This window comes from Nocardia sp. NPDC019395, assembly GCF_040632335.1.
Classification (GTDB): Bacteria; Actinomycetota; Actinomycetes; order Mycobacteriales; family Mycobacteriaceae; genus Nocardia.
On the sequence record NZ_JBEYBT010000002.1, the window covers coordinates 360,248 to 376,603 of the forward strand.

The 16,356-nt window shown below is 68.6% G+C and carries 15 protein-coding genes; 8 read left to right on the plus strand and 7 right to left on the minus strand.

Going from position 1 to position 16,356, the window contains the following annotated elements; translation table 11 throughout:
* Positions 1-69 precede the first annotated feature (69 nt).
* Together ligA and ABZ827_RS10415 are read left to right on the plus strand one after the other, a co-directional pair.
* Entirely contained in the window at positions 70-2,226 is a 2,157-nt protein-coding gene (ligA, locus tag ABZ827_RS10410; protein ID WP_357235502.1) for an NAD-dependent DNA ligase LigA, read from the plus strand.
* A 317-nt stretch (positions 2,227-2,543) separates the two neighbouring features.
* A complete protein-coding gene (locus ABZ827_RS10415) occupies positions 2,544-3,788 on the plus strand; it encodes an AAA family ATPase (protein ID WP_357235505.1) in 1,245 nt (414 codons plus the stop codon).
* 24 nt (positions 3,789-3,812) lie between these two features.
* Here ABZ827_RS10415 and ABZ827_RS10420 read toward each other — a convergent pair whose 3' ends face one another.
* The gene (locus ABZ827_RS10420; protein WP_357235508.1) at positions 3,813-4,046 is read right to left on the minus strand and encodes a hypothetical protein; all 234 of its coding nucleotides are present in this window, start codon (positions 4,044-4,046) and stop codon (positions 3,813-3,815) included.
* Positions 4,047-4,337: 291 nt separating this feature from the next.
* Here ABZ827_RS10420 and ABZ827_RS10425 point away from each other — a divergent pair, with 291 nt between their 5' ends.
* Positions 4,338-4,673, plus strand: a complete 336-nt coding sequence (locus tag ABZ827_RS10425) for a hypothetical protein (protein ID WP_357235511.1) — start codon at positions 4,338-4,340, stop codon at positions 4,671-4,673.
* Between the two features lie 54 nt (positions 4,674-4,727).
* Here ABZ827_RS10425 and ABZ827_RS10430 read toward each other — a convergent pair whose 3' ends face one another.
* Entirely contained in the window at positions 4,728-5,378 is a 651-nt protein-coding gene (locus ABZ827_RS10430) for an amino acid-binding protein (RefSeq protein ID WP_357235512.1), read from the minus strand.
* 214 nt (positions 5,379-5,592) lie between these two features.
* On the opposite strand from ABZ827_RS10430, the gene gatC reads away from it, so the two are divergent.
* Both gatC and gatA read left to right on the plus strand, forming a co-directional pair.
* Positions 5,593-5,892 carry an Asp-tRNA(Asn)/Glu-tRNA(Gln) amidotransferase subunit GatC gene (gene gatC, locus ABZ827_RS10435; protein ID WP_357235515.1) on the plus strand — a complete coding sequence of 100 codons (300 nt, stop codon included), beginning with the start codon at positions 5,593-5,595 and terminating at the stop codon, positions 5,890-5,892.
* Between the two features lie 70 nt (positions 5,893-5,962).
* Positions 5,963-7,438, plus strand: a complete 1,476-nt coding sequence (gene gatA / locus ABZ827_RS10440; protein WP_357235928.1) for an Asp-tRNA(Asn)/Glu-tRNA(Gln) amidotransferase subunit GatA — start codon at positions 5,963-5,965, stop codon at positions 7,436-7,438.
* A 117-nt stretch (positions 7,439-7,555) separates the two neighbouring features.
* On the opposite strand, the gene ABZ827_RS10445 is transcribed toward gatA, so the two are convergent.
* The 4 genes from ABZ827_RS10445 to ABZ827_RS10460 all read right to left on the minus strand — a co-directional run bounded on the left by ABZ827_RS10445 (position 7,556) and on the right by ABZ827_RS10460 (position 11,338).
* Positions 7,556-7,999, minus strand: coding sequence for an SRPBCC domain-containing protein (locus ABZ827_RS10445; protein ID WP_357235518.1), 444 nt, complete (start codon positions 7,997-7,999; stop codon positions 7,556-7,558).
* Between the two features lie 31 nt (positions 8,000-8,030).
* A complete protein-coding gene (locus ABZ827_RS10450; RefSeq protein WP_357235521.1) occupies positions 8,031-8,942 on the minus strand; it encodes a hypothetical protein in 912 nt (303 codons plus the stop codon).
* A 120-nt stretch (positions 8,943-9,062) separates the two neighbouring features.
* The gene (locus tag ABZ827_RS10455) at positions 9,063-10,460 is read right to left on the minus strand and encodes an alpha/beta-hydrolase family protein (RefSeq protein ID WP_357235524.1); all 1,398 of its coding nucleotides are present in this window, start codon (positions 10,458-10,460) and stop codon (positions 9,063-9,065) included.
* 146 nt (positions 10,461-10,606) lie between these two features.
* Entirely contained in the window at positions 10,607-11,338 is a 732-nt protein-coding gene (locus ABZ827_RS10460; protein WP_357235527.1) for a hypothetical protein, read from the minus strand.
* Positions 11,339-11,505: 167 nt separating this feature from the next.
* Here ABZ827_RS10460 and ABZ827_RS10465 point away from each other — a divergent pair, with 167 nt between their 5' ends.
* The 3 genes from ABZ827_RS10465 to ABZ827_RS10475 all read left to right on the plus strand — a co-directional run bounded on the left by ABZ827_RS10465 (position 11,506) and on the right by ABZ827_RS10475 (position 15,888).
* Entirely contained in the window at positions 11,506-12,750 is a 1,245-nt protein-coding gene (locus ABZ827_RS10465) for a sensor histidine kinase (RefSeq protein WP_357235530.1), read from the plus strand.
* 212 nt (positions 12,751-12,962) lie between these two features.
* A complete protein-coding gene (locus ABZ827_RS10470; RefSeq protein WP_357235532.1) occupies positions 12,963-13,625 on the plus strand; it encodes a response regulator transcription factor in 663 nt (220 codons plus the stop codon).
* A 106-nt stretch (positions 13,626-13,731) separates the two neighbouring features.
* Positions 13,732-15,888 carry a protein kinase gene (locus ABZ827_RS10475; RefSeq protein WP_357235535.1) on the plus strand — a complete coding sequence of 719 codons (2,157 nt, stop codon included), beginning with the start codon at positions 13,732-13,734 and terminating at the stop codon, positions 15,886-15,888.
* 34 nt (positions 15,889-15,922) lie between these two features.
* Here the strand turns inward: ABZ827_RS10475 and ABZ827_RS10480 are convergent, their stop codons facing one another.
* On the minus strand, positions 15,923-16,297 hold the full coding sequence (locus ABZ827_RS10480; RefSeq protein WP_357235537.1) for a hypothetical protein: 375 nt from the start codon (positions 16,295-16,297) through the stop codon (positions 15,923-15,925).
* Positions 16,298-16,356: the final 59 nt, after the last annotated feature.

Genomic DNA, 16,356 nt, shown 5'->3' on the forward strand with positions numbered 1-16,356 from the left:
GGCGGAACAGGCGGCGACGTGCGTTTATGGTGACCCGTAGTGTCGGTGGCCTGGACTAATCTGCCTGATGTGAGTGAGACCGGAAACCCCATCGAACGGGATACCGCCACCGGCGAAACCGCGCCCGCACCGGCCGCCGGGGAAGAACGGACGCACTGGCAGGAACTCGCCGATACGGTGCGCGAACATCAATTCCGGTACTACGTCCGCGACGCCCCGATCATCTCCGACGGCGAATTCGACCGGTTGTTCCAGCAGTTGCTGGCGCTGGAGGAGAAGTACCCCGATCTGCGGACACCCGATTCGCCGACCCAGCTGGTGGGCGGCGGGTTCGCCACCGATTTCACCGCGGTCGATCATCTCGAGCGGATGCTCTCGCTGGACAACGCGTTCTCCGAGGCGGATATGCGGGCGTGGGCGGCGCGGGTCGAGGAGGAGACCGGGCCGGATCTGCACTATCTGTGCGAGGTGAAGATCGACGGGGTGGCGCTGAACCTCGTCTATCGCAACGGGAAGCTGGCCCGTGGAGCCACCCGCGGCGACGGGCGAACGGGTGAGGACGTCACACTGAACGCCCGGACCATCGAGGACATACCGGGCGAACTCACCGGCACGGCGGAATTCCCGATCCCCGAACTACTGGAAGTTCGTGGCGAGGTGTATTTCCGGCTCGAGGATTTCGAAACGCTCAATGCGGCGATCGTGGCGGAAGGCAAGGCGCCGTACGCGAATCCGCGCAATACCGCCGCCGGTTCGCTGCGGCAGAAGGATCCGGCGGTCACCGCCCGGCGGCGGCTCCGGATGATCTGCCACGGGTTGGGGCGCACCGAGGGCTTCACTCCCGCGTCCCAGCACGAGGCCTACCGGGCGCTGGCGGCCTGGGGTCTGCCGGTTTCGGCGCATACCGAACTGGTCAGCGGTATCGGCGCGGTGCTGGACCGGGTCGCGTACTGGGCGGAGCACCGGCACGATATCGAGCACGAGATCGACGGCCTGGTGGTGAAGGTCGACGAACTGCTGTTGCAGCGCCGGCTCGGTTCCACTTCGCGGGCGCCGCGCTGGGCGATCGCCTACAAATACCCGCCCGAGGAAGCCACCACGAAACTGCGCGATATCGCGGTGAATGTCGGGCGGACGGGCCGTGTCACACCTTTCGCGGTGATGGAACCGGTGGTCATCGCCGGATCCACGGTGTCGATGGCGACCCTGCACAACGCGGCCGAGGTGGTGCGCAAGGGGGTCCTGATCGGGGATACCGTCACCATCCGGAAAGCGGGCGATGTGATCCCGGAGGTGCTGGGGCCGGTGGTGGACGCCCGCTCCGGGGACGAGCGCGAATTCGTGATGCCGACGCACTGCCCGGAATGCGGGACCGAGCTCGCCTACGAAAAAGAAGGCGACGCCGATATCCGCTGCCCCAACCAGCGAACCTGCCCCGCCCAGCTGCGTGAGCGGGTTTTCCACGTGGCCGGTCGCGGTGCCTTCGATATCGAGGCACTGGGGTACGAGGCGGCGATCGCGCTGCTGAATTCGGGTGCGATCACCGACGAGGGTGATCTGTTCGATCTCGACGCCGAGCGCCTGCGGAACGTGAGGCTGTTCGTGAACAAGAACGGCAGCCTCTCGGCGAACGGCCACCGATTACTCGACAACCTCGCCGCCGCCGAGGACGTGCCGCTGTGGCGGGTGCTGGTCGCACTGTCCATCCGGCATGTCGGGCCCACGGCGGCGCGGGCACTGGCCGCCGAGTTCGGCAGCCTGGAGCGGATCGAACAGGCCTCGCTGGAAGAACTCGCCGGAGCCGAAGGTGTCGGGCCGACCATCGCCACGGCGGTCGCGGAATGGTTCACCGTCGATTGGCATCGCGCCATCGTGGACAAATGGCGGGCGGCCGGGGTCCGGATGGCCGACGAACGCGACGAGTCGATTCCACGCAACCTCGAGGGCCTGTCGATCGTGGTCACCGGATCGTTGCAGGGGTATTCCCGGGACGGCGCCAAGGAAGCGATCCTGCAGCGCGGTGGGAAGGCCGCCGGATCGGTGTCGAAGAAGACGGCCTTCGTGGTGATCGGCGATTCCCCCGGTTCCAAAGCTGCCAAGGCCGAGGAACTCGGTGTCCCGATCCTCGACGAGGACGGTTTTCGTACGCTGCTCGAATCCGGTCCGGATGCGGTGCGGATGCCGGACGACACCAGCCCGGAAGCGGATACCGCGGGGGGCTGGTGAGTCCGGCGTCCTTCCCCGGATATCACCGCACGGCGGTCAGCTCATGCCGAAGTCCAGTCCGAATGTGACGCGGAGCCATTTCAGGAACAGGTCGAGGCCGGCGCCGAAATCGAGTCCGAACGAACCCATTGGTCTCACCTCCCTCCGGCGGTCGAAACATCTACCGTCCCCCGCACCCATATATCGCAGGTCAGAACGCTTCTGCTACAGGTATGACCGGATGCCTGCGACCCGTGACGCATCGACGATCACCCGCCGGTACACGCCGTGCCGATCCGGCACTGCGTGGTCCGGGGACAGCACGGCAGGATGGTGGGATGCTGCGCAGTTTTCGGGTGTCCAACCACAAATCGCTGGCCGACCTACAGGAACTGCGGTTGACCCGCGGCAATGCGCCGGTGGCGGTGCCGGTGACCGCGGTGCACGGCGGCCCGGCGGCCGGTAAATCGAATCTGGTCGACGCACTGGGGCATATGCGCGACGCGGTCCTGCGCTCGGTGACCGGCTGGGACCCCTACGCCGGACCCGAGCGGTCCCCGCATCTCGGCCACACCGGGCGTCCCTCCGAATTCGAGGTGGTATTCGTCGCGGAGGAAACCCCGTACACATACGGGTTCCGGTTGGATGCCGCCGAGATCGCGGCCGAATGGCTCTACAGTCACCCGCGTTCGCGGAAACGGATCGTTTTCGAACGTGAGGGTGAGGCGGTGCGGGTCGGGCCGATGTTCGAGGCCGCCCGGTTCGGGATCACCGCGCTGATACCGCTGGTGCGCCCCAACGCGCTGCTGTTGAGCCTGGCCGGGCAGATGTACGCCGAGGCGCTGGTGCCCGCCTACCGCTGGTTCGAAACCATGCTCGAGGTGCTGCGCGGTACCGGCGATATCGAATCGACCGAGCGCCGGGTGGGTTCGCATCTGTCACGGTCCACCGAGAACGCGGCCCGGTTGCTGACTCTGCTGCAATCCGCCGACCTCGGGATCACGGACCTGCTCATCGCGCAGAACGATCCCGGCTACGCCGATTACCTGCGCGACCTCGATGCCGATATCTCCGCGCTGACCGAACAGACCGATCGGGCGGCCGGTTCCCCCGCCTACGCGGCGCAGCTGGAACAGGACAGCGGGCTGACACCGGCGCAGCTGGCGCGCGAGCTGACCAATATGCGCAATGCCCGAGATGCGCTGTACACGCGAATGGTCGCCCGGCGCGGGGTCGGGCTGCGCCTGGTGCATACCGGTGTGGAACCGGTTTTCACGCTGGCCGAGGAATCATCGGCGACCCTGGCGCTGCTGCGGCTGCTCCCGGTGGTGCTCGACGCGCTCGACGCGGGACGAGTGCTCGTGGTGGACGATATCGGCGCGCAACTGACCGTCGAGGAGGCCGACCGCCTGGTGCAGCTGTTCCAGAATCCGGAAACCAACACTCGCGGTGCGCAATTGGTGTACAGCACCGGCGATCGTGCCCTCGTCGACCGCGGGAACGGTCGCTCGGCACGAACCCGCACCGGTGTCTGGACCGTCCGGCGGTCCGGTTCCGGCGCCAGCACACTCACGGTGTTCTGAGGAGCCGGCCGCCGGAATTCCGGTCTACGTACTGGGTTCCGGCAGTGTGCAGCCCATTTTCGGGTTGAGGCCCACGTAGTTGAGTGGCCCGGCGATGATGTTGACGGCCAGTGTCGCGATATGGGAGCAGTGGGTCGGTGGTTCGTTCAGGTAGCCGCGCTGCCAGGTGGCGAGTAGGCCCGCCACGAACCACACGAGGATCAGGAGGCTGACTATCCTGCTGCCGGTGGCACCTGTCCGGATCGATGAGTTCGGCATGTCGATCGTTTCCTTCCACATCCGATAACACCGGAATACCCCGTGGCGGCTGCCTGATGCGCGGAGGCAGCCGGTCTCGCACAAATCATGGTTTCCCGGGGGTGCGGCCGATCTTTCGTCGCCACAGCGGGTTTCATTCGGGCAATCCGCCGTTCGGGTCCGCGCCTCGGCACACGATGCCGGACAGGGTGTGCGACTTCGGGTCGGCGGCGCGGTATCGCGGGGCCGGGCCGGAGGTACGCAGCGCGTGCATTGCGGAGTTCGGGCGGCGGGTGCGCATAGCATGGAGGAGTGCTGGAATTCGCGATGCTGGCGATCATGGTGGCCGCACTGGTGGGAATGCTGGTCCTGGTCTTCCGTGGACGGCGCGGTACCGCGCTGCCCCAGGACGCGGAGGTCGGATCGCTGTACCTCACCGGGGTGAGCCCGCGGCCGGAGGCGATGGGCGAGCAGTTCGTCACCATCACCGGCAATCTCTCCGGCCCGTCCGAACCGGGGACCGTGGTGTACGGACGCCTGGTCTGGGATGCCGCCTACTGGCCGGCCATCGGCGACACTCTCACCGTCGCCTATCCGCCCGGCAAACCGGACAGGTGGCGGATCATCGAGCCGGGCACCGGGAAATAGCGGTCGAATCGGATCGCGCCGGGCCCTGGAACGGTGAGGTTCCGGCGCCGGGGGTCAGCCCAGGACGGTGGCCACGATTCCGGCGAGATAGCCGAGGCGCGCGATCTCCGACGGCCGGAAATCGGGTCCGCCGGGACGGCCGAGCAGCAGCGCCTTACTGGACGGGCCCAGCGGCGCGGCGGCCAGTTTGGTATCCATATCGCGCCAGATCTCGGGCACCCAGTCCGCCTCGGCGTCGAGGGCGGTCGGTTTCTGCAAGGGCATCCAGGGCACCGAACCGGCCTGGGTCTGCGGTGCGCTCTGACTGCCGACCACCCGGTAGCCGCCCTGCGCTCCGATATCGAGCACGGTGCTCCAGCCGACCCGCAGCACCCGGGGAATACCGTCGACCAGCACCTGTAACCGGTCGTCGCGCGCATTGGCCACGTTATCGATGAGTTCGAGTTCGCGGTGGGTGTCGAGCACGCCCGAATAGGGACGGATCGAATCGACGCGCACATCGCCGAGTGATTCCGCGGCGGTGATGAGGGTATCGGGAAGGGCGCCCGGGGCGATCTCGACCACCAGGTCGTCGACCGCGAATCCGGCGCCGCGCTCGACCACGTCCAGCGAGAGGATATCGGCGCCGACGGTGCCGAGCGCCACTGCTAGTGATCCGAGACTTCCCGGACGATCCGGAAGTTGCACGCGGAGCAGATATGACACGTGCGTTTCCCTTTCCTTCAGCGGCCGAGGCTATCAACGGATACCCGGTCTGCCCATCCTTACACCCATTACGGAAGGTTCTCGACTCGAATTGTGCGCTCCGACCGCCCGGCACAGGTAGTGGAGGCCTCGCGACCGTCCCCGATCGGCGGCACCATTAGGCTGTTCGGTGCTCGTGATCTGTAATCCGAACTATCGCCGAAAGGGGTTCGCGGTGACCGCCATCTCCCGCGACGAGGTCGCGCACCTCGCCCGGCTGTCCAGGCTCGCCCTGTCCGAGGCCGAACTCGATCAGTTCGCCGGACAGCTGGATTCGATCCTCAGCCATGTGCAGACCATCTCCGAGGTTGCCGCCGCCGACGTTCCGGCCACCGCGTCGCCCGATCCGGTGACGAATGTGACCCGCGCCGACGAGGTGCGGCCCGGGCTCAGCCCCGATCAGGCGCTGTCCGGCGCACCCGCCAGCGAAGAGCAGCGGTTCCTGGTTCCGCAGATTCTGGGAGAGGGCGAATGAGCGAGTCAGGCCCGAAGAGGCAGCGCAGCATAACCACGGAGGGCCCTCGTCCATGAGCAATCGAGACAGCATGAGCGCCGAATTGACCGAGCTCGGCGCGGCCGAGCTCGCCGGCAAGATCCACGGCCGGGAAGTGTCCTCGGTGGAGGTGACCCGGGCGCATCTGGACCGGATCGCCGAGGTCGACGGTGAATACCACGCCTTCCTGCACGTCGCCGGCGAGCAGGCGCTGGCCGCCGCGGCCGAGGTCGATGCCGCGATCGGCGCCGGGAACGCTCCCGCGTCGCCGCTGGCCGGGGTGCCGCTGGCGCTCAAGGACGTGTTCACCACGACCGATATGCCCACCACGTGCGCGTCGAAAATTCTCGAAGGCTGGGTGGCGCCGTACGACGCGACGCTGACCAGCCGGTTGCGTGCCGCCGGTATCCCGATTCTGGGCAAAACCAATATGGACGAATTCGCGATGGGATCGTCCACCGAGAACTCCGCCTACGGGCCGACCAAGAATCCGTGGGACACCGGGCGCATCCCCGGTGGCTCCGGTGGCGGTTCGGCGGCGGCCCTGGCCTCCTACCAGGCGCCGCTGGCGATCGGCACCGATACCGGCGGGTCGATCCGGCAACCGGCCGCGGTCACCGCGACCGTCGGAACCAAGCCCACCTACGGCACCGTCTCGCGGTACGGACTGGTCGCGTGCGCGTCCTCACTCGATCAGGGTGGTCCGTGCGCGCGGACGGTGCTGGATACCGCGCTGCTGCACGAGGTGATCGCCGGGCACGATCCGCGTGATTCCACCTCCCGGGATGTGCCGGTCCCGGCTGTGGTCGAGGCCGCCCGGAAGGGCGCGGCCGGTGATCTGCGCGGTGTGAAGATCGGAGTGGTCAAGGAACTGCATTCCGACAGCTACCAGCAGGGTGTGCTCGCCTCCTTCGACGCCGCTGTGGGAGTGCTGAAGGATCTCGGCGCGGAAGTGGTGGAGGTGTCCTGCCCGCACTTCGAGTACGCGCTGCCCTCGTACTACCTGATCCTGCCCAGTGAGGTCTCGTCCAACCTGGCCCGATTCGACGCCATGCGTTACGGGTTGCGGGTCGACGACGACGGTAACCACAGTGCCGAACAGGTCATGGCCGCCACCCGGGCCGCCGGGTTCGGTCCGGAGGTCAAACGGCGCATCATGCTCGGCACGTACGCGCTGTCCGCCGGGTACTACGACGCCTACTACGGGCAGGCGCTGAAGGTGCGCACGCTGATCGCGCGCGATTTCGAGAAGGCCTACGAACAGGTCGATGTGCTCATCTCGCCGACCAGCCCGTTCACCCCGTGGAAGCTGGGCGAGAAGGTCGACGATCCACTGGCGATGTACCTGTCGGACCTGTGCACGCTGCCCACCAACCTGGCCGGTCATCCGGCGATGTCGGTACCGTCCGGCCTCAGCCGCGACGACGGGATGCCGGTGGGTCTGCAGATCATGGCGCCCGCGCTGGCCGACGACCGGCTGTACCGGGTCGGCGCGGCCTACGAGGCAGCGCGTGGCGCGATCGTCTGAGGCGCGGTAGCGGACCACGGAATGTGGTCACGGGCGGTGATCCGGGGACGGGTCACCGCCCGTGGTGTATCGAGGTGACCTCCGCGCGGCTGCCGGTGGCGGCCGGCGACCGTCGACTCAGGCCGCGTGCCGGCGTTCGGCTTCGCGTTCCACAGCGGTGGTCATACCGGGAAAGCCGCGGCGGAATCCACGGCCGAACAGCAGACCGACCAGCGGCGCCAGCCAGCCGGCGAGTTCGAAATGCGATTCGTAGCGAGTGCGGTCACCGGCGAGCGGGGTCAGCGTATGGAGGCGCTTGCTGCGCAGTGCGCCCAGCGGGAGCGATTTCATGGAGTAGCCGAATTCCCGGCCGGGTGTGACGCTGCGGATCCATTCGCGCATCGGGATCGGCCGGGGCGCCAGCTGCTGGACCCGCATATCGATCGGCGCGCCGACGGTCAGTTCCGCCCGGCAGCGACTGATGAACGGATTCCAGTCGCCGTACCGGTCGAAATCGGTCAGCACCGCCCATACGACATCGGCAGGGGCGTCCACTTCGACCACATCGTCCACAACAAGCACGTCCCCAAATTAGAACGTGTTACAGGTAGGGTCAACTGGTGGTTCGGCCCGGCGATTTACCTGCCCCCGGTAGTAACGGGATATGCGGTAGCGGGGGCGCCTCCACTGGTAACCGCACCAGGCCGGGCACGACCCGCCACGGGCGCCGGGCGCTGTACATCGGAGCCGCAATATCGCCGGGACGTACCGGTAGGCGGAGTCGATCGCCGGCGCCGGTAACCGCCGAGCGGCGGACGCGCCGGTGCAACCGCCGGATACCGAACGCCAGCCCGGCAACCGCCGCCAATCCGAGAGCGGCCGCGCGCAGCAGCCACGGCTGGGTCGGGTGCTCGGTGGCGGCCTGGGTCGCCGCCTGTGTGAAGGTCTCCACCACCGGGACCCCGTAGTGCTGGCGGCGGGAATTCAGCTCCACCGCGGTCGCCGCGATCCCGGCGAAGGTTTCACAGCGGGTCCGGACCATCGGCTCGGCGTGCGCGTCGCAGGCCTGGTGCAGCCGCACACCGAGGGTCTGATCCAATGCCCGCCGGGCCCACGGACCCAGCGGGGCGCCGGTGCGGTCGGCGTAACGGAGTAGGTCGTACCCCAGGTCGTGGGCCATACAGGCGGTATCGAATTCCGGCGGCAGCTCGACCGGCGACGAGCAGTTGCCGTCCGGCGCCACGAGCAGGCCCTGCCGGACGACGGGCTCATAGCCGGAGTAGCTCGCGAAATCACGCGGTATCACCGATTCGGCGGAGATACCCGGGCCCCCCGAGGTCAGATCCACCACCGCCAGCCCGGCGGGACCCGAGACCGAACCGTCGAAACCGACGGCCTCGGACGCGGGTGCCGACACCAGCGGGATCGCCAGACTCAGCAGCGCGGCACCGGCGAGCGCGGGCGGCGAAATCCGCCGGAACCAGCGCCGCTTCCGGCGCGGGTGGTCGTTACTGGGTGAAGCCATGGTGGGACACCTTAAACACAGTTCCTGTGCGTGGCCGAACGGAGCTCTCAGCCTCGGGATGCCTCCGAACTCGCGGCGTCTGCCCGCATCCGGCTGGCAAACTATCGCGGCAAGGGTCCGCTATGCATCGTTGTCCGCGCACGCGGGCAGGTCGGTGCCTTGATCGATGCCGTACCGATGACCATGGCCGGGCGCTGTGCCGAGCGCGCCGATCAGATCCGCGGTGGTCTGTATGAAACTCGCCACGGGCAGCCAGCCAGGGGTCGGGGCGTCGCGGCGGGTCGCGGTCAGGTCGGGTGGGCGCCACAGTAGATCGAGTGACCAGTGCACCACCGGGTCGGAGGTATTGGCCAATACTGCCGACCGGGCCCCGGGCGGCGGACCACCGCCGCCGGGAAGCCCCGCCCACAGTACCGAGCACACCCGGCGGTTCTGGTCACCAGCTCCGGCGAATAGTTCGCTACCACCGAGCGCGCCCAAACTCTGCCCGTACACATACAACCGCGGCGGATGCGGCAGTGTCGCCGTATGTTCCTCGATGGCGGCCAGCAGCGCCCGGGCGGACGCGGTCGCGGAATCCCGGCCGAGGACGAAGGTCGCCCAACTGGGCAGGTTCGAATACTGCAGCGCGACCACCGCGACATCGGAACCGAACCGGGTATCGAAACCGCGCAGTGCGTGCGCGTCGACCCACCCGGAACCGGTAGGTACGGCCACCACCAGATGTGAGCGGTCGAAACCACCGGCGCGGTCGAGTTCCCGGACAGCCAGTGCGGCCCGGGCCGCGAGATCGGGCGCGGATCGCAGGCCGACGTAGACCCGCACCGCCGCGGACGGGCCGGTCGTGACGAACCGCTGCCCCTCCCGGCCGAGGGAAGTCCAGGTCACCATCGAATCGGTGCTACCGGATCGGGTCACCGCCGCCGGCCGGACCAGGGCAGTGTCGGCGGAATGACCCTGACTGCTCGATCCGCCGAAGGCGGGGACCCCGAGAAGGGCCACCGGGAGGGCGGCGACCACCGCCATCACCAACCCCCGCGCCCAGCCGATCCGCCGCGACAACCGGCCGATCCCGGACCTCGCGGTTACCAGAGTCACGGTGAGCAGTACGGTGCCGACCGCCCAGGAGAACCAGTACGCGGGTCCTGTCCGCGCGACCTCCATCGAGTCGCGCAGCGTGTTCTGCCATTCGGCCGCATGCGCTGCCGCACCGGCAATGCCGATCGCCGCGGCGGCGAAAACCGGACGTCGCCGATCGGGTGCCGGACCCGCGGGCCCGCCCGGAGTCCGGGTGCCGGATGCCGTACCACCGGCGTTCGGCTTGCCGAGCCTGCCGGTGGATACCGGACGCGGTCGGTCCGGCACCGGATCGTCGCGGCGTAGGTGGCGTAGGCCGATCCGGGCGAGCCGCGCGATGCCGAGAAGCGCGACCACCAGCAGCGAGGTGAGCGCGACCTGCGCGGCGGCGGAGCGGGGGAGCAGGCCCGGGGTGAGCGACAGTATCGTGCCGGTACCCACCGCCAGGGTGGTGCCGACCGGGGGCCACCGGTGTGGCAGACGAGTGTGGGCAGCCCGGAACCTGCGAAACCAGGACCGTACCGGCCGGGTATACGAGTGCGGCGCGGGCGCGTTGCTGAGGTGTCTGTGGACCCGTGGCGTCGGTTTCATGCGAATCTCCGGCGTGGTGAGGCCGGCGCGTACCGGGGTCGCGGGACTCTGCGGTAAACGGTGCCGAGTGCGAGCCCGCCGGCGGCGACAGCGCGCCCGACCAGCAGGGCCGCGAACGCGGCGAGCGCCAGGGCAGACAGCCGGGGCAACCAGGTGCCCGCCGCCTCGGCGAGCGAAAAGTGCTCGACCACCGGGACGCCGTAATGCTGGCGGCGTGAGTTGAGGTCGACCGCCACCGCCGCGACCTCGGCCATGGCGGCGCAGCGGGTGCGGGCCAGTGGGCCGGGACGGTGCGTACACGCGGCGCGCATCCGGCCGGCGAGCGCGCGGTCCAGGTCCCGGCGGGCCCACTGGCCCAGCGGGAGACCGCTGTGCTGGGCGTAGCGCAGCAGGTCGTAGCCGAGGTCGTGGGCTTTGCAGGCGGTATCGAATTCCACCGGCAGCGGGACCGGAGACGAACACGAACCGTGCGGGGCGATCAGCATGCCGTCGATCCGTGCCGGGCGGTATCCGGTGATATCAGCGAAATCGTCCGGCAGTCGCGGCGTGGTCACCTGGTCCGGCGAGGTCAGCGCGTGGACGGCGGACGCGGCCGGAGTGCGAGTGGGACCGGCAGCGTCGGCCGTAGGCGCCGGCAGCAGCGATACCGCCGCGGCGACCCCCGCGACCGCGAGCACCGCGTGGTACAGCCGTCCTCGGTGGCGCGCGGCAGTGTTCGAGACAAGCATGACCTGGACGCTATGAATCGATACCGGTCGCGGCCGTCCCGCTCGGGAGGGGTTTCCGGTGCAGGTCTGGGCGGCGAGCCCGGCCCGGCACTAGTCCGGGTGTACCGGTCGGAATTCACCCCACGGTATGAGGTGCGCACAGGCGGCGGGTTCGTAGTGTCGAAGCCATGATGGAGCACAGTGCCGCGCAACCGGCAGTGAAGTCACCGGGCTTCTGGGGCCGGCTCGCCCGCCTGCGCCTGCGGTGGTGGGTCGACGGGGCCACTGTCCTGGTCACGGTGGTGCTGTTCGCTGTGGCATGGCCCACCCTGTTCATAACCCACCAGGTGCCGTGGTCGATCGCCCCGCTCGTCGCGGCCTTCGCCGCGCTGCCGGTACTGCTGATCCGCGTGAACGCGCCGCTGGGCTGGGCAGTTTCGGCGGGTTCGGCACTGCTCATCGCCCTGGCGGTACCGAACGAGCCCGGTGAGGCCCTGCCGTTCCAGGTGGTGCATATCGTCGCCCTCTATTTCTTGGTCTTCGCGGTGGCGCTGCGGTCGCCGCCGCAGTTGACGGCGGTGGTGTGGGCGGCGACCTCGCTGCTGCTGGGTGCCGCACTGTCCACCGAGGGCGTCGGCGCCGACCCGTGGGCCTGGCCGGTGTCGCTGGGCGCGACGGTGTTCATCGGGCTGCTGTTGCGGTCGCTGGTCCGTTCACGGTCGGAGTTGAACCGGCAGACCGAACTCAGCGAGCTGGAGCGCGCCCGCCGCACCATCCTGGAGGAGAAGGCCCGGATCGCACGCGACCTGCACGATGTGGTCGCACACCACATGTCACTGGTCGTGGTGCAGGCCCAGACCGCGCCCTACCGGGTGAGTGATGTGAACGACGCGGCGCGCGCGGAATTCGAATCGATCGGTGCCACCGCGCGCGAAGCCCTGAACGAGATCCGCGGCCTGCTCGGGGTTTTGCGCAGCGACGGTCAACTCGCCGAGCACGCCCCCCAACCCACCGCGGCCGACTTGGAAGCGCTGTTCGTCGGCGCAGCCCGCGCCGGTGTGGATCTCACCTGGTCGGTCGAGGGCACCCTCACGCTGATACCGGATACCGTCGGTTCGGCCCTGTACCGAATCGTCCAGGAATCCCTGGCCAACGTGGGCAGGCACGCCCCGGGCGCCGCGGTCCGCGTCACCATCGATTGCGCGGAATCCCTCGAACTCACCGTGGTCAACGGCCCCGGAACCGGCCCGGCCCCAACCGGTATCGGCGGCCTCGGTATCGCCGGAATGCAGGCCCGCGCCCTTGCCGTCGGCGGCCGCCTGACCGCGGAACCGACCCCCGACGGCGGCTTCCGCGTCAACGCCCGCCTACCCCACCAGACTCCCACAGACCTCCCCTTGACCACACCCCCCGAACAGAGCACCCCCGCCTGATCGTCCCCAGCATCCGTGCGTCCACACGCGACCCCACCCCCGTTCCCGGCATGCGGCCGGTGCACCTTGGTGGTTCGGGGCCCGTCTCGTTCTGGAGCGACCAGAGCGAAGGAGCGCAGCGACTGAGTGCCGGGAGTGAAGAACGAGACCAAGGGGGCCCCGAACCCCGCGACGCCGGAGGCGGCGCCATATACACAGTTAAGCTGACCCCCGTGGCAATAACCGTGTTGATCGCCGACGATCAGGCCATGGTCCGGCAGGGATTCGGCGCCCTGCTGGCCGCGCAGCCCGATATCAGTGTCGTCGGTGACGCCCCCGATGGGAAAGTGGCCGTCGCCGAGGCCGCGCGGTTGCGGCCCGATGTCGTGCTGATGGACGTTCGTATGCCGGAGATGAACGGTCTCGATGCCGCTCGCTCGATTCTGGCCGCCGGCTTCGATCCCCCAGTGCGCGTGCTCATGCTGACCACTTTCGATATCGACGATTACGTCTACGAGGCGCTCGGCGCCGGGGCCAGCGGCTTCCTGCTCAAAGACGCTCCCGCCGAGGAACTGGTTCGCGCCGTGCGTGTGGTCGCCGCCGGCGAGGCCTTGCTCGCACCGACCGTGACCCGGCGGTTGATCGCCGAGGTGACCACGCGGCGGTCCGCGCGGCGTACCCCCGCTCCCGCGCTGGGCGCGCTGACTCCCCGGGAGCGGGAAATTCTGGAACTGCTCGCTCGTGGAATGTCCAATACCGAGATCGCCGAAGCCCTGTTCATTGCCGAGCAGACAGTGAAAACGCATGTGTCGAAGGTCTTCACCAAATTGGATCTGCGTGATCGCGCGCAGGCAGTGGTGCTGGCCTACGAATCCGGTTTGGTCACACCCGGCTGAACGGATCATCAGGTTTCCATGGACCGCTCGAATTACCGTTGTCACGGCGGAACCGGCGTCGTGGGCCCGGTAGGCTCACGAATCTGTCAGTCACCCGAAGGGGGTCGTGTTGCTCAACAGCGGTGACGTGTTCGCCGGGTTCACCATCGAGCGATCACTCGGTGAGGGCGGAATGGGCGCCGTGTATCTGGCCCGGCATCCCCGGCTCGGGAAGCTGACCGCGCTCAAACTGCTCAAACCGGAACTCTTCGCCGATGCCGCGATCCGGACCCGTTTCGAGCGGGAGGCCGATCTGGCCGCGGCGCTCGACCATCCGGGCATTGTCACCGTTTACGACCGCGGGGCCGAGGGCGAGCATCTGTGGATGTGCATGCAGTACGTCGACGGTGCCGACGCGGGAACCGTCAATTCTCTTGCGCTGCCGCCGGAAAAGGCGGTGCAGATCATCAGTGGCGTCGCCGACGCTCTCGACTACGCGCACGGAAGGGGCGTTCTGCACCGCGATGTGAAACCGTCCAATATCTTGCTCGCCCGCGCCAATACCGGTCAGGGTGAGCGGGTATTCCTCACCGATTTCGGGTTGGCCCGGTTGCGTGCGGAAACGGTCCGGTTGACGCAGACCGGGATGTTCACCGCGACGCTCGCGTTCGCTTCTCCGGAGCAGATGACCGGCGGCGATATGGACGGCCGTTCGGACCAGTATTCGCTGGCTTGTGCGCTGTATTGGCTGCTCACGGGTATGGCGCCGTTCGATTCGCCCAATCCCGCCGATATCATCCACGGAAATCTGCAATTGGCACCGCCGCCGCTGGCGGTCAAACGACGGGGTCTGCCGCCGGGATTGGATCCGGTGCTGGCCAAGGCCATGGCCAAACAGCCCGGGCATCGGTACCGCACGTGTGTCGAATTCGCGGCGGCCGCCGAGCAAGCACTCACCGCACCGTCGCCGCCCTACCCGCAGGCGGCGGAACAGACGGGGCCCGGCACCGGGTATTCCGGTACGGCGGCGGGATTTCCCGCCGCACAACCCGTACCACCCCCCGCGGTGCCGCCCGGCGGGGTAGGCGGCCCGGCACCGGGTTATCCGGTCGAGGGGCGGTATCCGGGAGCCGTCGCACCGGGCACCCCACCCCAGCCCGCGAGCGCCCAGCCTGTATCGCCGGGGACACCGCCCGTTCCGCCGGGGGCCCGGGCAGGCGGTCCGGCTGTGGATCAGACCGGCGGCAATGCCGTTGTGCGGCCCGGCGGAACCGTTCTACCCGGCGAGATCGATCAGACCGGGGCCCAGCCCACCGTCGCGATCACCCGACCTGCCCCGCCCACCGGCCGTCCCGGCCCGGCGGTCGAGCAGACCGGCGGGTTCGCCGCGATACCCGTGGGTGTCGAGCACACCGGTGGTATTCCGGTCCAGCCTCGGGCCGATCCCGAAACCGGCGCCGGTCCACCGACCGGCACCGGCTACCCGGCCGAATCCCCGGAGACCACCGGCCGCGGAACCACCGGCCGGCACGGAATCTACCCGCCCGGCCCGCAGCCCTACGCTGCGCCGGCACCCCCGGGTGTGTACGCCGCTCCGGTGCGGCGCAGCCGTGCGCCGTGGATCGCGGTGGCGATCCTGGTGCCGTTCATTGTGATCGCGGTGGTCGTGGCAGCCGCGCTGGCGCTACTGAATACCAGCGGATCCGATTCCGAGAGTGCACCGGCGGCGCAGACCTCGACCCTGGAGAACGAAACCTCCGCTCCCGGTGCGACCGATTCCGGCGAGGAACCCGGTGACCGAACCCGGCGCCTGTTCCCGACTCTGCTTCCGCAGGGATCCCAACGCGACGGGCGCGGATATCAGAATTCGCGCTGCAGCCGGTACGAGCCCGGCGACCGGATACCGGTTCTGCCGGGCGTGCCGGTATTCGACGATGTGCTGGAATCCCAGCCCTGGGAGGCGATCTGGGATTGCCGCCAGACCCAGTTGCAGCCGACCCGGAAGGATTACACGGTCATCACCTACCCGGATGCCGAGGCTGTCCGGGAGGTGATCGCCGCCGTGCCCCAGCACGATTCGGTATCCGGCGGTAAAGATGGCGAACCGTACACCGCGCATATCTGGGGGGATCCCGGCGACCGCGGCCGAGTCGCGGTGAATATGCTGGTCGCCTTCGGTTCCGGGGTGGATTCACCGCGCAGTAATTCGCTGTTGTTCGTCCGCGATTCGGGTCCGGCGGCGCGTCAGAACATCGAACAGTGGTGGGCCGACGCCCCGCTGTGAACCGCCGGGCAGTTCCGTCCCGTACGGGAGTGGTTCACCCGACCAGCACCCGCGACGCCGTCCGGGCGTCGAGCACCGCGCGCAAGGCGGGCTGTTCCGCCGCCAGCTCGAGATAGGCCTCGTCCACGGTGATACCCCGGGCCGAGTGCAACTCCAGTTTGGCGTCCAGATGAATGTTCCATCGGTAGCGCAGTGCCGCAAGTACCCCGTGCGGTCCGCCGAACAGGCGGTCGAGGTGCGGGATATCGTCGAACAGGTCGGCTCGGGCGGGATCGGTGGCCGCCCGGTCGAGAACGGTGTGCAGGATCTCGGTGCGAAGGTGCTGCTCTGTCCAGGACATGGTCCGTGCCCTTTCGGTCGGGGGCCTGGTGTTCGCCGCCCGGTCGGGTGCGGCGTCGTCGGGTTTCACGCTACGGATCGGACTCCCGCGTTTCGTCGTGCCGCGGGCGTGAATCGATCTCCTACCGG

Bases quoted from the DNA above. Each gene is read 5' to 3' on its own strand.
- ABZ827_RS10450 (WP_357235521.1), bottom strand. From the start codon at position 8,942: ATGGCTTCACCCAGTAACGACCACCCGCGCCGGAAGCGGCGCTGGTTC.
- ABZ827_RS10460 (WP_357235527.1), bottom strand. From the start codon at position 11,338: ATGCTTGTCTCGAACACTGCCGCGCGCCACCGAGGACGGCTGTACCAC.
- ABZ827_RS10465 (WP_357235530.1), top strand. From the start codon at position 11,506: ATGATGGAGCACAGTGCCGCGCAACCGGCAGTGAAGTCACCGGGCTTC.
- ABZ827_RS10420 (WP_357235508.1), bottom strand. From the start codon at position 4,046: ATGCCGAACTCATCGATCCGGACAGGTGCCACCGGCAGCAGGATAGTC.
- ABZ827_RS10415 (WP_357235505.1), top strand. From the start codon at position 2,544: ATGCTGCGCAGTTTTCGGGTGTCCAACCACAAATCGCTGGCCGACCTA.
- gatA (WP_357235928.1), top strand. From the start codon at position 5,963: ATGAGCGCCGAATTGACCGAGCTCGGCGCGGCCGAGCTCGCCGGCAAG.